Origin of the sequence: Streptomyces pluripotens (assembly GCF_000802245.2) — a bacterium.
GTDB classification, from domain to species: domain Bacteria; phylum Actinomycetota; class Actinomycetes; order Streptomycetales; family Streptomycetaceae; genus Streptomyces; species Streptomyces pluripotens.
In genome coordinates this window covers 7088971-7104302 of record NZ_CP021080.1, presented here as the reverse complement: position 1 = coordinate 7104302, position 15332 = coordinate 7088971, and the positions used below count along the sequence as shown (strand labels likewise).

Below are 15332 nucleotides of genomic sequence, written 5' to 3'. Positions count from 1 at the left end.
TGATGGGGACGGGACGAATGACACCGATCAGCCGAAGAGGGTTCGTGGGGCTCGGCGCTTCCGTGGCGGCGGGCGTGACGCTGGGTGCCGGCGCGCGTACGGCGACCGCGGCACCGGCCCCGGCAACCGGCACGATCAAGGACGTGAAGCACGTGGTGATCCTCATGCAGGAGAACCGCAGCTTCGACCACTACTTCGGGCGTCTGAGGGGTGTGCGCGGCTTCGACGACCGCAGCGGCATCACTCTGGCCGGAGAGCACTCGGTCTTCGACCAGCCGAACGGCCTGGGCCGGCAGTACCCGTGGAAGCTGAGCGCGACCCCCTCAGCCGGCGGCAAGGACGGCGAGACACTCGCCCAGTGCAACGGCGATCTGCCCCATTCCTGGTCCTCGCAGCACTCCGCCTGGAACAAGGGCCGCCTGGACAGCTGGGTGTCGGCCGTGGGCAACGTCCGCACCCTCGGCTACCTCGACCGCTCCGACATCCCTTTTCACTACGCACTCGCCGACAACTACACCGTCTGCGACGGGTATTTCTCCTCCACCCTCAGTGCGACGGGCCCCAACCGCACGTATCTGTGGAGCGGCAAGGTCGACTCCTCCAGCTACGACGGCGGTGATGAGTCCGGGCTGACCTGGCAGAATTATGCCGAGGCGCTCCAGGCCGCCGGAGTCACCTGGAAGGTCTACCAGAACGCGGCGGACAACTACGGGGACAACGGCTGCGCCTACTTCAAGCGCTTCGCGAACGCCAGGGCCGGCGATCCGCTGTACGACCGCGGCATGTCGTCGGTACCTGCGGTGACCGGCTCCACCCCGGACGACATCGCCGCCGCCATCAGGGCCGATGTCGTGGGGGGCACTCTCCCCCAGGTCTCCTGGGTCGTCCCCAACCAGGCCTTCTCGGAGCACCCGTACGCCCCGCCCGGCGACGGCGCCCACTTCGTCAACCTCGTCTACCAGGCCCTCTCGGCGGATCGGGACGTCTTCGACTCCACGGTCCTCTTCCTCAACTACGACGAGAACGACGGGTACTTCGACCACGTGCCCCCGCCGGCTCCGCCGGCCGGGACGCCGGGCGAGTTCCTCAACGGGGTGCCGTACGGTTTCGGGTTCCGCGTACCGATGATCGTCATCTCACCGTGGACGCGCGGCGGCTGGGTCTCCTCGGAAGTGTTCGAGCACACCTCGGTGCTACGTTTCCTGGAGACCTGGACGGCCGCCCTCGGCAAGCCCGCCACGTGCTCCACCATCAGCGACTGGCGGCGCAGGGTGAGCGGCGACCTGACCGGTGTCTTCGACTTCGCCAACCCGGTCCACGGCCCGGTCTCCCTGCCCGCGACTCGTGTCATCGGCATCAACACCTGTGCCCCACTGCCCAATCCGGTGCCGACGGACAACACCCTGCCCGCCCAGGAGACAGGTACCCGTCCGGCACGTGCACTGCCGTACCAGCCGGGCGGGTACCTGGACCGTCTGGAGTTCGGGGCCTCCGGCAGAATCCTGGCCTGGCTCACCATGACCAACCAGGGCGCACCCGCGTCCCGGGCAGCCCACTTCTCCATTCATCCCAACGCCTACCGCGACACTTCTCCCTGGCAATACACCGTCGACCCGGGCAGTACGGCCTCCGACTACTTCAACATCGGTTCGGGCTACGGTGACGGCAGGTACGACCTGACGATGGTCGGCCCCAACCGCTTCCTGCGCCGCTTCCAGGGCGATGCGACCAAAGCGGGCAGGACGGCTGAGGTGAGCACCCGGTACGCCGTGGAACCCGGTACGGGCAAGCTCGCCATCTACTTCAGCATGCGCAACTCGGGTTCCACGCCGGTGAAATTCACCATCACGTCCCATCGCTACCGCAGTGACGGCCCCTGGACCTACACCGTCGCCCCCGGCGCTTCGACAGAGGACTTCTTCAACGCCGTCGCCTACACGCACGGCTGGTACGACTTCACGGTGACCGTCGACTCCGACGCCTCCTGGTCGCGCCGTTTCACCGGCCATCTGGAGACGGGCACCGCCAGCGTCAGCGGCTGACCTCGGCGCGGGGCCCGGGCGGATGGCGGGGCCAGTGCAAGCGGGCCGGCCCCGTCACCGACGCCCGGGCCCCGCGCTCTGCACGGGGCCCGCCTCCCGCACGGCAAGCGACGGCGGGCAGGGGCTATCTGGGGCGGGATCAACGCACAGGCAGCCCGGACACCGCAGTTGCTCAGGCTGTGCGCCACACGAACACCTCGGTGCTGGGACCCGCTCGGAGAAGCAGCCGGCCGGAGCCGTCCGGGTGAGCAGCCGCCGCAGGTCCGCCTCGAAGGCCCCGCGGTGCGGGCCGAACAGGTGAGGCGCAGCGGAGGGCATCGAGAACGTCCAGGCGACGACGTCGTCCACGGTGCGCACGAGGCCCTGCCCGCCCGGGACGACGTGACGCTCGGGTCCCAGAAATCCGGCACGGTCGAACACCGCCGCCTCGCCTCCGGGTGTGCCCTGGGGAAGCAGGCCTCGGCCGGCACGTCGGACGGGCCCAGGTACCGCTTGACCAGCACGCCGATGTCCACGTAGGGCACGGGCGGGTACGGCAGGCCGTCGACCGTACGGGACCGGGTCTTCAGATCTGACACGTGCACGAGCGCTCCACCGGGCCGCAGCATGCCGTGCGCTGTCTGCGCCACCTTCTCACGGTCCATCCGGTGGAAGGACTGGGCGAAGACCGCCACGGTGAACGTACCCAGCCCGTCCAAAAGGTCCTCGGCCCGGATCCCGACCCAGCGCGTGCGGCCCGCCGCCGGTGTAAGGGCGGCCCGCCGCCGGGCTGCGGCAAGCATCCCGGGGTCCGGGTCGACGCCGACGGACTCGCGGAACAACTGGGCCAGAGCAAGGGCGGCACTGCCGGGTCCGCAGCCCACGTCGAGCAGGCGTCCCTGCCCGTCGACGGGCAGCACCTCGGCCAGCAACTGCACCAGCCCGGGCGCGTAGGGCAGCCGGCCCTGCTCGTAAGAGACCGCTCCCGCGAACAGCGTCTCGTCCCACTCCCGGTCCCCCATCGCGGTCTGCCCTTGCGACCCACGTCCGTCTGTGTCTCTGGCCCGGGACCGCAGGGTACTTGGCTGCCACCGGCCCGCCCTCGCCGAGATGCGGCCCGTCCGGGTCCACCGTTTACTGAAGCGCACGAGACGCCGGAGGAGCGAGCGTGAGCGGAACCTTGGCCCAGACACCGCCCCCGGAGGAGTCCGAGCAGCAGCAGATGCTGCTGCGCCCCGCCTATTTGAGGCTTCTGCTGCTGTCGGTGCTGCTGGGTGTGCCCATCGCCTTCGCCTGCTTCTTCTTCGTCAGCATCCAGCACTGGCTTCAGCACCAGGTGTGGCAGGAACTCCCCCGTACGGTCGGATACGACCGCGCCCCCTGGTGGTGGTCGCTGCCCGCGCTCGCGCTGGCCGGGCTGATCCTCGCCCCGATCGTCACCCGCATGCCTGGACGCGGCGGACATGTGCCCGTGCGCGGACTGGGCGGCGCACCCACCGCGCCACGTGAGCTGCCGGGAGTGGTGCTGGCCGCCGTACTGACCTTGCCGCTGGGAGTCGTGCTGGGGCCGGAGGCACCGCTGATGGCCGTGGGCTCCGCGCTCGCGCTGCTCGGTATCCGCCTGGCGAAGAGGGCGGCCGATCCCCGCTCCAGAGGGGTCGTCGCCACCGCAGGGTCGACAGCGGCGATCTCCACCATTCTCGGCGGACCGCTGGTCGCCGCGGTCATGGTGGTCGAGGCGGCGGGGCTGGCCGGGCCGGAACTCGCGCTGCTGCTCCTGCCCTGCCTGACGACCAGTGCGGCCGGAGCTCTGGTCTTCACCGGGTTCGGTCACTGGACCGGTCTGTCGATCGGCGCGCTCTCGCTCCCCACCGTGCCGCCCGACGCGGTCCCGGACGCCGGAGACTTCCTCTGGGGTATCCCGGCGGCCGTCCTCGTCGCCCTGGTCGTCACCCACGCGCACCGGCTCGGGGAGTACACCAACCAGTGGACCTCGCAGCATGCCAAGGCCGTCCGTACGATCCTGTGCGCCGTGGCGGTGGGGGTCTGTATCGCCGTGTACACCCTGCTCACCGATCGTCCCCCGACCGAGGCGGCACTGTCGGGGCAGGCCGGGCTCGCCCAGTTGGCCGCCGACCCACGGTCCTGGCCCGTCGGCGCCCTCATCGCACTCGTCCTGTGCAAGGGGATCGCCTGGGGAATCTGTCTGGGCTGTCTGCGGGGCGGCCCGATCTTCCCGTCCCTGCTGGTGGGCACCGCGACGGCCGTGGCGTGCGCGGGGCTGCCCGGCTTCGGGGACACTCCGGCACTCGCGCTCGGTATCGCCGTCGCCGCCACGGTCGTCACCGGGTTGCCCCTGACCAGTTCGGTCTTGGCCGGTCTCCTCATGGGGCACGACGCGTACAACCAAATGCCCCTCATCGTCATCTCTGCCGTCATCGCCTTTCTCACCAGTCGTCTCTCGCAACGACGGAAGAGGGAGAAGACGGGCTCCGCCGCGCACGGCGAAGCGTGAGGTTGCCTCCGGGCCGCGTGTTCGAGGGCCATCGTGCCCGGTACCACCCCGGGCCACTCTCCAGTCCGGGCTGGCACCGGGCCGTTTCCGATCCGTCGATCCGCAGACCACCGACACCGGTCACGACACGGATGGCCGTGGTCGGCGCGGCCCGGGCAGCCTGTGTACCGTGACCATATTGCTTTAAATTTGCATCAAATCGACATCTCCGCCTCGGGAGGACGCCATGCGCGTCGCGATCACCGGCTCCAACGGACTCATCGGCTCCGCCCTCACCCGTTCCCTCCTCACCGACGGGCACCAGGTCGTCCGCCTCGTCCGCAACAGTCCGGCAGCCCCCGGGGACGGCAGCGAATCCGCGCACTGGGACCCGCTCGCCGGGCACGTCCAGCCCGGAGCGCTGGACGGCGTCGACGCCGTCGTCCACCTGGCCGGTGCAGGCATCGGGGACAAACGATGGACCGCGACGTACAAACGGGAGATCCGTAGCAGCCGCGTACGAGGGACTGCGACCATCGCCCGGGCCTGCGCGGAATCCGAGGATCCGCCCCGTGTTCTGGTGTCCGCGTCCGCGACCGGCCACTACGGCGACACCGGCGCGCGCACCGTGGACGAAACCGGGCCGGCCGGAGACGACTTCCTTGCGTCCGTCTGCGTCGACTGGGAAGCCGCGGCGCACCCGGCCCGGAGGGCCGGTATCCGTGTCGTGCATCCACGCACGGGTCTGGTGGTCTCCACCCGAGGCGGTGCCTTCGGCCGGCTCTTCCCGCTCTTCCGCCTGGGCATCGGTGGCCGCCTCGGCTCCGGCGACCAGTACTGGCCGATCGTCTCACTGACCGATCACATCGCGGCGCTCCGCTTCGTCCTCGCCAGCGACGCCCTCTGCGGGCCGGTCAACTTCACTGCCCCCGAGCCACCGACGAACCGTGAGGTGACCAGGGCGATGAGCCATGTCCTGGGCCGCCCGGCACCCGCGCCGGTTCCCGCCTTCGCGCTCCGCGTGGCACTCGGCGAGTTCGCCGCGAGCATCACGTGCAGCGCACGTGTGGTGCCGGCCGCCCTGCTGAGAACGGGCTTCGTCTTCCGCCACCCGACGGTCGAAGAAGCACTCGACGCGGTGCTCCGCACCAGCGACTGAAACCCGCGCAACACGGGAGCCGACCGTTGGCGGGGGAACCGACGGTTCACGCACTGCTGGTTTCGGACACATTGGCCTGCGCCCCTGTTTCTCGGCCCGCCGCAGTCGGCCGGGCCGACGTCACGGGGCATCATCGACATGATTCCGGACGCCGGAGTCGAAGGAGGATGCCGTGTGCCGTCTATTCGGGCTGATCAGCTCTCCCCTGCGTACGCGCGCCACGTTCTGGCTACTGGACGCCCCCGACAGTCTCAGCACGCAGAGTCACCGTGACCCCGACGGAACCGGGCTCGGCTTCTTCGCGGCGGACGGTACGCCGCAGGTGCACAAGGCGCCCATCGCCGCCTATGAGGACCGCGCCTTCGCTCAGGAGGCTCGGGAGGTGGAGTCGGCCACCTTCCTCGCTCACATCCGCTATGCCTCGACCGGAGGCCTGGATGTGCGGAACACACACCCCTTTGCGCAAGAGGACCGGTTGTTCGCGCACAATGGCGTGGTCGAAGGGCTTGACGCACTCGACCGCCACCTGGGCGAGGACCGTTCCCTGGTGCATGGCGACACCGACTCCGAACGTCTCTTCGCCCTGGTCACGCGGGAAACGGCGGCACACGGGGGCGACGTGTCCGCCGGTATCGAGTCCGCGGCACGGTGGGTTGCCGGGAATCTGCCTGTTTATGCCCTCAACATCATCCTCGTCACCGACGATGAACTGTGGGCCCTGCGATATCCAGCCACCCACAGGTTGTACGTCCTCGAGCGTCCGGCGGGCGGTCACCACGGCGGCCGGCATCTCGACCACACCGGCCTCAACGGCCGCCTACGCGTCCACTCGGCCGGGCTGAGCAGTCGTCCCGCCGTCATCGTGGCGAGCGAGCCCATGGACGAGAACCCGCGCTGGCGGCTCATGGAACCCGGCGAACTGCTCCACGTAGGCCACAGCCTGCACACCACGTCCCGTATCGCCGTGCCTGATCCTCCGACCCGCCTCCTCACCCTCGCTGACCTGCGCCCCGAGGCAGCCGCCTCGCAGCGGTCCGGGTAGGGCACCCGACGCGAGCGGTAAGGGGCCGCTGGGCCCCGCGGGGCCGCCACGTGACCATGAGCCGCCTCACGCGGCGAAGACTTGCGCAACCTCTAAACTGTCGTCCGTGGAGACGACCGAGGTGACCGGCTGGCAGATCGCGGTGCTCGACGGAGGGCCCGCGCACGGACTGCGGGTCAAGGTCTCCGGCAAGCCGCGCGTCATCCAGGTGACCTACCCCTGCCAGGTGGAGGCCACGTCCCCCGACGGCGTACGCGCCGAAGCGGTGCACCTCTACCGGCGCGACTACACCATCACCGACGAACCTCTGCGGTACGGCTTCGACGTCGCCAGTCCCTGATCGGGTCCCGGCCGCCCCTGCGCCGAACCGCGAGCGGGGCTTCGCCGGTTGCTCCGTACTGGCGGTACCCCTCGCCCGCAACGGGCCACTCAGGCGTCGGAGTCGGGCTTGCCCCGCGCGGCCGCGTAGGCCTGGGAAGGGGTCATGGAGATCCCGTTCAGGGTGACCGTCTTGTAGGGGCTGACCTTCGCGCAGGTCTTGGCCTGCCCGGCGGTCGAGGCGTGGGCGTTGTCGACCGCGGCCTTGGTGTCGGCGGGCGCGGGCGAGGAGGAACCCCCGTGGTACCGGGTACCGCTCGGCCAGTCACTGCCGATCACCAGGGTCAGGCCCGTTCCAGTGCCCTGTTTCAGCTGCGCGCCGGACAGGCCGAGCGCCGCGGCGACCGTCTTCGCCTCGGCCTGCCGTCCGGCACCGTAGGTGAGAGTGGTGGTCGAGGCCAGGCTCGGCGCGTTGGCCGTGGTCGTACGGAGGCTGAACCCCCGGTCGGTCAACACGGTCGCAACGGCCGAAGCACGGCCGGTAATGGACGTACCGTTCTCGACCGTCACGGCGATCTCGGACGCGGGCACCGCCGGGGCGGTCGCCGTGGCCTTGGCCGTCGCGGAGGCCGCCACGGACTTCTTCCCGGAGCCCGTGGTCAGGGACTGGTCGTCTGCGATCGTGGAGAACAGGGTCCTCGCGCCCGGGCCCACCACCACGCGGTTGCTGTCGGCAGGATCGGGGGCCGTCTGCATCGTCGCGAAGGTGATCCGCTTGGCGGGCACCTTGTCCAAATCGGCCGCCAGCCCGATCAGCTTCTTCACCGTCCCCAGGCCGTCGTCCACGGTCAGCGCCTTGGTGGCCGCGTCGGCGAGTGCGTAGACAGCCGTGGGGTCCGTGAGGGTGCCCGCGCTCTTGAACTTGCGGATCATCGCACCGAGGAAGAGGTGCTGGGAAATCGTACGACCGAGGTCGCTACCGTCGCCGAAGCCGTGCCGCGAACGGACGAACTCCAGGGCCGCCACCCCCTTGAGGGTGTGGGTTCCCTTGGACAGCTTCAGATGCGAGTAGGTGTCGTAGACGTCGTCGCTGACGCACACGGGGACTCCACCGACCGCATCGGACATCTTGACGACGCCGGAGAAGTCGAGCTTGACGAAGTGGTCTATCGGGATACCGGTGAGCTGGTGAACGGTAGCGACCTGACACGCCGGACCGTACTGCAGCGCACTGTTGATCTGACCGTAGTACCCGGGCGTGGACTGATCGGTCCCGCTGTTCCTGCAGGCCGGGATCCGGGTCATGGTGTCGCGGGGAATGCTCATCACGGTGGCGTTGGAGCGGTCCGCGGATATGTGCACGACCATCTGCACGTCCGCGTTGCTACCGGTCTGCACCCCGGTCTTGGAGCAGCCCCCGCCGAGCTTGCAGTCGGCCTTGCTGGTCCGACCGTCCGAGCCCATGACCAGGATGTTGATCGGGGTACGGCCGAAGGCATCGGCCTTCTCGGTGCCCCCCTTGCCGTCGAGCGAGACGCTGTGGATATTGCCGTTCAGATGCTGGTAGAACCACCAGCCGACGCCGGCGGTGACCAGGATGAGGAGGGACATGCATATCCCGACGATCTTCAGCGCCCTCCTGCCACGCCGCACCGGACGGACCCGGCGTCCCCGTCTGCCTCCGTGCGAGCGGGAGCCCATCGGGGCCGCGGGGCCGCCCTGCTGACGCCCCCCACCGCTCCTCGCCGCACGCTGTGCGGGCACCCGCGCGTCACGGCTGCGCGTGGCCGGGCCGGCGGGACCGTCCCACGGGTCGCTCATCTCCCACTCCATGAACGGTCGGGCCCCCAGGCCCGGCCGTTCATGGGTACGGCCGGCCGTGCGTGGCGGTGGACGAACGGGTGAAACAGCAGTTCACCCGGGTTACGTAGTTGCGCAATCTAACAAACGCGTCGGCCGAACAGCACAGCTCCCGGCACAATTCACAGGTGAGGCATCTCATGGAAACGCCGTGCCCGGCCCAGACGGGGGCTGGATCAGCAGAACGGGGGAGGTCTGTGCGTCCCGGACGCCGAGGGGCCAGCAAGCCCATCGGCTGATCACCTCCCGCTCGCACCGGGCCGGGGCGGCGGGCCGTGGCTGCGGCGGGCCGGGAGCGGGTCCTGGGCCGGACCCAGTGCCCGGACCGGCTCCACTGCCTGGTGCAATGTCCTGATCGTGTTGCGGAACCTCGACGGGACGTCACCGGAGACCAGCGGCCACGCTGCGGGCGCGCTCTACGGATCTAGGCTTGCGCCCACACGCAAACCAGGAGTCGGTGTCCGGCGGACCCGACCCGATCGGAGGTCAACACCGTGGGCATAATCGGCTGGATCATCCTCGGCCTGCTGGCCGGCGCCATCGCCAAGACGCTGCTGCCGGGCCGCGACCCGGGCGGTCTGATCGGCACCACTCTGATCGGAGTCGCGGGCGCCTTCATCGGCGGCTGGCTGTCCGCCCGCTTCCTCGACCGCCCGGTGCAACAGCATTTCTTCGACCTCTACACCTGGGGCGCGGCCGTCGTCGGCTCCCTGGTGCTCCTCGTCGGATACCGCCTCCTGTTCGGTAATTCCCGCAACTGACCGACCCGCTCGGTACCGGGGGGGCGTCGCCGCCGGCGGGATGCCGGCGGCGAGCGGTGCACCATGCACCGCTCGCCCACTGCGCACCGCGCGGTGCATGGTGCACCGCCCACAAGCAGGTCCTCCGTTGCCGGAAGGATCGGATCGTGCCCCGCGGGACGGCGCTGCGGCAGTTTCACGAAGGAGGCCAGGAAGGCCCTGGCTCCGGGGTCGTCCAGGCGGTAGGTGGCGTTCGTGGCAATAGCAGGGGGTGTCGCTGGTGATGGTCGTGGCCGTGCAGTAGCCAGCCCGGGCACGTCGCGGCTCTGTCACGGTCACTGCGGCAGCCGGAACGGGCGGGCCCCGCTGAGAGGTGTCCGTGTCATGGTCGCCGCCTCCTTGTGGACCCGGGTCAGGAGGGAACCAACGGCAGATCGTCGGTGTAGGCGTTCACCGGCTGGGCCATGGTCCTGGCCTCCCTGACGTCGAGCGCCGCCTGCGCGGTCGTGGTACCGAGGGCGCCCCGGGGATGCCAGGTACCGGTCACGGCCACCCACGTGTTGGCGGGTGGGGCCTCGGTCCCGTACATCCGCACCTTCACGGTCTGGGAGTCGGCCGCGCAGCAGGTGAAGATGATCCGCGTCAGGTACCAGCCGTCGCCCTCCTCGGCTGGGGTAACGAAGCCCGTCAACCGCATGGTGCGGTTCTTCACGGCCAGGCTGTGGTCCTGTTGGACGCGCTGGATGAAGTCCGTGAGGGTCAGCGGCACGGGGTCGGCCGCGGACAGCGGAGTGAATCCCTTCTGCACGGTGACAGGCTTGCTGCCCGATCGTGCGGCGGTGTACGCGCCCAGGGCGGGCGGGGCGTACAGGAGCAGGCTCACTGCGGGGAGGAAGAGCAGCCAGGCTACGCGCGGGGCGCTGGAGTGGTCGTGGCCGTGGTCGTGGTCGTGGTCGTGGTCGTGACCAGCTCCGGGAGTACGGTCCCCGCCGCGCCGAGCGACCACCCCCGCCAGGCCGAGCATCAACAGGACCGTTCCGGAAGCGATCAGCAGGGGCCGCAGTCCGGCCTTGACGTAGCGCAGGTAGGTGTCGGTGAAGAGAGTCGTGTGCAGCAGGCCGGTGCCGATCAGGGCCAGGAGCAGGGTCTGAACGGGGCGCCTCACAACAGCGCGCCTCCGATCACGACGCTCGCGACCACCGCCACCCCGGTGGTCGCCGTGGAAAACCGCCAGGCGAAGGCCCTGCCGAACGTGCCCGCCTGAAGGGCGATGAGCTTCAGATCGACCATCGGACCGACCACCAGGAACGCGAGCCGGGCGATGGGCGGGAAGCCGGTGAGCGAGGCCGCGACGAAGGCGTCGGCCTCCGAGCACACCGCCAACACCACGGCGAGTGCGGCCAAGAAGGGCACCGACAGCCAGGGCGAGCCGGTGAAGGTGTCGAGGACGGAGCGCGGCACAGTGATGTTGAAGGTGGCCGCGGCCATGGCGCCGAGGACGAGAAAACCACCGGCGTGCAGGAAGTCGTGCTGGAAGCCGAGACGGAACTCGTTCCAGCGGCTGCGGCCACGCTGGTGGCCGGTGTGCCGGTGCCGCAATACGGGCCGCAACCACTTCTCCTTGCCCAGCCAGAGCCAGAGCCAGCCCATGGTTGCCGCCGTGACGAGCGAGGCGGCCAGCCGGGCGACGACCATCGCGGGGTGGTCAGGGAAGGCGACAGCGGTGGCCGTCAGTACGACGGGGTTGACCGCGGGCGCGGAGAGCAGGAAGGCGAACGCGGCGGCCGGTGTGACGCCCCGGCGGATCAGGCTGTGGGCGACGGGTACGGAGGCGCACTCGCAGCCCGGCAGGACCACGCCCGCGGCTCCGGCGACGGGCACGGCGAGAGCGGGCCGCTTCGGCAGCGCCCTGGTGAAGAGGTCGGCCGGTACGAAAGCGTTGATGGCACCGGACAGGACCGTTCCGAGGAGGAGGAAGGGGAGCGCCTGGACGGTGATCGCCAGACAGACGGTCCGCCAGGCCTGGACGGCCGGCTGGTTCAGCCACTGCGTGCCTGCCAGGAGGAGCAGGGCCGTGGCACCGGCTGTGATCGCGAGAGCGGCGCCGAACGACCGGGGCGGGGTGCGGCGCACGGCTGGAGCGGCGGCGGGTGCGACCGTCGCACCCTCCACCACACCCATCCATTCATCCGTCTTTTCCATGATCACTCCGGATGTCGGTGTCCGAGTGACGATAAGCGAGGACGGCGACGCGGCCTCGCGTACACGCCGCAGGAGCCGAGCAGGCACCCCAATGCACTCCGACGGTGGCTCTGGCCGCAATGTGCAACGCGCACCGACCGAAGTGGCGGGCCCACCGAGCCCTCAGCGCGCCACACGACCACCACGGCCGCACGGTCTTGTCTCCCCCGCGCCGGTCAGGGCCCTCATCGCGCCGCCCCCGCCGGTCCCGGTGCGCGTCTCCCGACGGGCATGCGGCCGCGCCGCCCGCCGGGACATCGACCGGGGGCGGCGCAGGGTCACACGCGGTGCTCCAAAGCTGTGATCAGCCGACCGTCAGGGAGAACGGTCCGGCCAGCACCGAGTAGCCGTCGTCGGCGAGGTAGTACGCGTCATAGCTGCCTGCGCCGCTCAGTTTGCCGGTGGAGAAGGTCAGCGCACCGCTTGCATTCGGGGCGTAGGCCCAGGTGAGGGAAGCCTGCTTGCCCGGGGTGACACCTGCCGGATAGATGCCGATCCAGTTCTTCGCGTGCACCTGGGCTGCGGACGGCACCGAGTAGCGGAGGGTGATGTTACCGCCGTTCGTCACCGCATTCAGGTCTCCGCCGAGCGTCGGTGACGTCGCCGCGGAGGGCGCGAAGGCCGCATTGAGCGGGGTCGCGTACCTGTCGTTCGCCGTGAGGCCGGGCAACCCAAGAGCCGCCTCGATGGTACGGGCGATGCCGTAGTGGTCGTAGTGGTCCGAACTGCTGGTCCCCGCCGGGACTGTACCCTGCGAGCCGACGACCGTGGTGACCACATGGTTGTACGCTTCGCCCTCGCTCTCGTCCCAAGTCAGGATGAGCAGCGAGCGCTGCTGCTTCCAGGCCGGGGAAGCCAGAACCGGCGCAAGCGTCTGCTTCAGCCAGCCGTCCTGTGTACGCAAGCTGGTGGCACTTCCGTTGCCTGAGGCCTCGCCGTCGTAGTAGTCGTCGGCCGCGATCCAGGAGAAGTTGGGCGTGGTGGACGCCGACTGCAGGTCGGTGGTCAGCTGCGTGGTGTCGAACAGGTGGGCCGCGCAGCGGGCGGCATCACCACTGATGTCCGTGTAGTTGATGAACGGCGCGTCGTCAGGCTCGTAGTAACTGTCATGGTCGTTCTTGGTGTTGCAAGGAGTACCCATACCCTGTTCATAGGCCTTCCAGGACTTGCCGGCGGCCTCCACGGTGTCACCCAGGTTGCGCTGCGGGGAGTTGATGTTGGGCCAGTACGTGGCGCCCTTGGTGTACGTGTCGCCACCAGCGACGGCGAGGTAGTTCTCGTCGCTCGGGTGGTAGACGCCGTGGAAGTCGGTGAGGGTGGCGCCCTGGCCCATCAGGCTGTGTATGAAAGGGGTGTCCGCCGGGTCGTTCATGACCTCGGAGTAGTCGGTGTTCTCCATCATGACCATGAACACGTGGTCGTAGCCCGGGACCCGGGAGGCGGGGGGCGCGACCGGGGCGGGCGCCGTCACCGGGGTGTCCAGCGTGAGGGAGAGGTTGTCGAGATAGCCGGTCTCATTGCTCGTCGAAAGGAACTGCACTTCGACCTGGATGGACCGGGTGCCGGCCGGGACCGCGCCGGTGGTACTGCGCGAGAGGAACTTGGTGGCCAGGCCGCGGTCTGTCGCGGAAACGGTCGGCAGTGTGGCGTTGGCCCCGACCGTGCGGCCCTGTGCGTCGTGGAAATGCAGGCTTACCGCGACGTGGCCGCCGTAGACGGTCCAGCCGCCGAGCCACCCGGAGAGGTCGTAGTGGACCGCACCACCATCAATGGCCTCGGCGGCCGAGGAGACGTCCACCGTCTGCGCCATCGCGCCGTCGCCGAAGTTCCCGGGTCCGAAGAAGGCCTTGCCGGGCGTGCTGCCGTCGTTGGGCAGTCCGAAGGAGGCGACGGAGTGACACATCACGTTGATGCCGCCGGCCTCGGTGGTCCAGCCGGGCACCGTGGTGGCCGCAGACCAGTCGCCGGTGCAGTAACCGCCGCTCTCCGCGTCGCCGTTGACGATCAGATTGCCGCTGCTCCCGGCCGCCTGGGCTGTGGTCGGAGCGGAGACCGTCAGAGCGCCGAGAAGAGCGAGGAGCCCGCCGAGGGATCTCCAGCGCAGTTGCATGCGTGTACCTCGTCCCATTGGTGAGGATGCCGTGAAGGACGGAGCTCCACGGCCTGACTGTGCACAACGAACGGAACATGACTACGCGACGTCGCTGACGAGCGGAAGAACCACGACCAAACTTGACCAGACAAGTTCGGGGAGGATGAAAACGCGACGACCGTACCCCGGCCGCCCGTTGAGCACGGTTGGACCAGCCGGCCGAGCGATCCGGCGATCCCGCCGCAGCCCCTCACCGGCAGTGGGAGGACAGCACCGGAACGGGTCAACCCGGACCGTACGACCGCGGGCCGCCGGCACCGACGGGCGCGGGAACGGATCCGACAGCGGCTCATGTGCGTCGTCCCGTGAGTTCCTGTGAGCCCGGCGGGGTCCCCGACCAGAATCCAGTCCGGCCCGCCGCTGGGTCTGTCTGTTGTGCCCCCTGGCGGTGTTCGCACCACGTCACCAGTTGCCGCAGCCGTCTCGACGAACTCGTTCGCGTCTTCAACTCGCTGGGCGAACGGGCGACCGGCAGCCTGCCCATAGTGGAGGACCACTCCATCGCGAAACGCCCGCGAGGCTGAGATCGCCCGGCTCAAGGCAGACGACACCAAGCTCCGGGAGCGGCTGGCCCAGTCAGAGCAGACGATCGAGGTGTTCGCGGACCTCCGCACCCCCGCCCTGGCCCGGCTCGCCGCCCAGCACAAGGAAATCGTCCACCGGCGTCAGACCGCTGCTGCCGCAAGCCGCGTCGCCCGGCTTCCCGCTGCCCGATCGCCAACCACCGTCATCGGGCCGTGCAGCTGAGATGCGGCCGCGTCATGGCCCGATGCAAGGGAGCCAAGGGCGCGATGTCGAACAGGCCAAAGAGCGTAACCGGCAACAGCCCGACCGGACGCAGCAGCCACGCAGGATCCTCCTGCAGCCGCGGCCAGTTCACGATCCAGTTCGCGATGACGTCCAGCACCATCACACCGCTCGCCAACCGGACGCCCTCCGGACGCGCAAGTCCCACAAGGACAGCAACCAGCGGATCGAGCACCACCAAGCTGACGAAGAACACCTGCAGCGGGACCGGAGCGAAGGAGGCATAGACATGGATCCCGCCCCTGACCAGATCCAGGCAGTGGGCGCCGGTCCCCTCCAGAAAGCCGATCACATACACCGCGAGGGTCCACCTCGCCCACCGCGGCTGACCGCCCCATCGCTCTCGCGCTCGCCCCCGCATCAGGCCAGCTTATGCTGCCCACCGCATGTCAGCGACGGGCGGCAGGACGGCCAGCGAGAGCGGGGAAACCTTGCCGAGTGCACCCTGCGTCCGCTGCCGCCCGGCCGCACGTCATGTGCGTGACGAGTCCCTGAACG

General features: G+C 69.5%; 11 protein-coding genes and 1 pseudogene. 6 read left to right on the top strand and 6 right to left on the bottom strand.

Annotation, left to right across the window (positions count from 1 at the left end; translation table 11 throughout):
- Nucleotides 1–17 precede the first annotated feature (17 nt).
- Entirely contained in the window at nucleotides 18–2042 is a 2025-nt protein-coding gene (locus LK06_RS31390; RefSeq protein ID WP_043434121.1) for a phosphocholine-specific phospholipase C, read from the top strand.
- Between the two features lie 172 nt (nucleotides 2043–2214).
- On the opposite strand, the pseudogene LK06_RS31385 reads toward LK06_RS31390, so the two are convergent.
- Nucleotides 2215–3043, bottom strand: a pseudogene (locus tag LK06_RS31385) (class I SAM-dependent methyltransferase).
- 146 nt (nucleotides 3044–3189) lie between these two features.
- Here LK06_RS31385 and LK06_RS31380 point away from each other — a divergent pair.
- From LK06_RS31380 to LK06_RS31365, 4 genes are all read left to right on the top strand, one after another.
- Nucleotides 3190–4536, top strand: a complete 1347-nt coding sequence (locus LK06_RS31380; RefSeq protein ID WP_374208124.1) for a chloride channel protein — start codon at nucleotides 3190–3192, stop codon at nucleotides 4534–4536.
- A gap of 226 nt (nucleotides 4537–4762) precedes the next feature.
- Complete coding sequence (locus LK06_RS31375) at nucleotides 4763–5674, top strand: TIGR01777 family oxidoreductase (protein WP_039655495.1); 912 nt, start codon at nucleotides 4763–4765, stop codon at nucleotides 5672–5674.
- A 172-nt stretch (nucleotides 5675–5846) separates the two neighbouring features.
- Complete coding sequence (locus LK06_RS31370) at nucleotides 5847–6716, top strand: class II glutamine amidotransferase (protein ID WP_043434115.1); 870 nt, start codon at nucleotides 5847–5849, stop codon at nucleotides 6714–6716.
- Between the two features lie 106 nt (nucleotides 6717–6822).
- The gene (locus LK06_RS31365) at nucleotides 6823–7056 is read left to right on the top strand and encodes a hypothetical protein (protein ID WP_174673962.1); all 234 of its coding nucleotides are present in this window, start codon (nucleotides 6823–6825) and stop codon (nucleotides 7054–7056) included.
- Nucleotides 7057–7145: 89 nt separating this feature from the next.
- On the opposite strand, the gene LK06_RS31360 is transcribed toward LK06_RS31365, so the two are convergent.
- Complete coding sequence (locus LK06_RS31360; RefSeq protein WP_234367556.1) at nucleotides 7146–8855, bottom strand: LCP family protein; 1710 nt, start codon at nucleotides 8853–8855, stop codon at nucleotides 7146–7148.
- Between the two features lie 533 nt (nucleotides 8856–9388).
- Here LK06_RS31360 and LK06_RS31355 point away from each other — a divergent pair.
- Nucleotides 9389–9655: a GlsB/YeaQ/YmgE family stress response membrane protein gene (locus LK06_RS31355; RefSeq protein ID WP_039655499.1), complete on the top strand. Its 267-nt coding sequence runs from the start codon at nucleotides 9389–9391 to the stop codon at nucleotides 9653–9655.
- Between the two features lie 391 nt (nucleotides 9656–10046).
- Here the strand turns inward: LK06_RS31355 and LK06_RS31350 are convergent, their stop codons facing one another.
- The 4 genes from LK06_RS31350 to LK06_RS31335 form a co-directional block, all read right to left on the bottom strand.
- Nucleotides 10047–10799, bottom strand: a complete 753-nt coding sequence (locus tag LK06_RS31350) for a TIGR03943 family putative permease subunit (protein WP_043434112.1) — start codon at nucleotides 10797–10799, stop codon at nucleotides 10047–10049.
- The gene (locus LK06_RS31345) at nucleotides 10796–11836 is read right to left on the bottom strand and encodes a permease (RefSeq protein WP_234367555.1); all 1041 of its coding nucleotides are present in this window, start codon (nucleotides 11834–11836) and stop codon (nucleotides 10796–10798) included. The genes LK06_RS31350 and LK06_RS31345 overlap by 4 nt, the downstream gene beginning before the upstream one ends.
- A 343-nt stretch (nucleotides 11837–12179) precedes the next feature.
- Nucleotides 12180–13985: an alkaline phosphatase family protein gene (locus LK06_RS31340; protein ID WP_039655501.1), complete on the bottom strand. Its 1806-nt coding sequence runs from the start codon at nucleotides 13983–13985 to the stop codon at nucleotides 12180–12182.
- 769 nt (nucleotides 13986–14754) lie between these two features.
- The gene (locus LK06_RS31335) at nucleotides 14755–15132 is read right to left on the bottom strand and encodes a hypothetical protein (protein ID WP_234367554.1); all 378 of its coding nucleotides are present in this window, start codon (nucleotides 15130–15132) and stop codon (nucleotides 14755–14757) included.
- Between the last annotated feature and the right edge of the window lie 200 nt (nucleotides 15133–15332).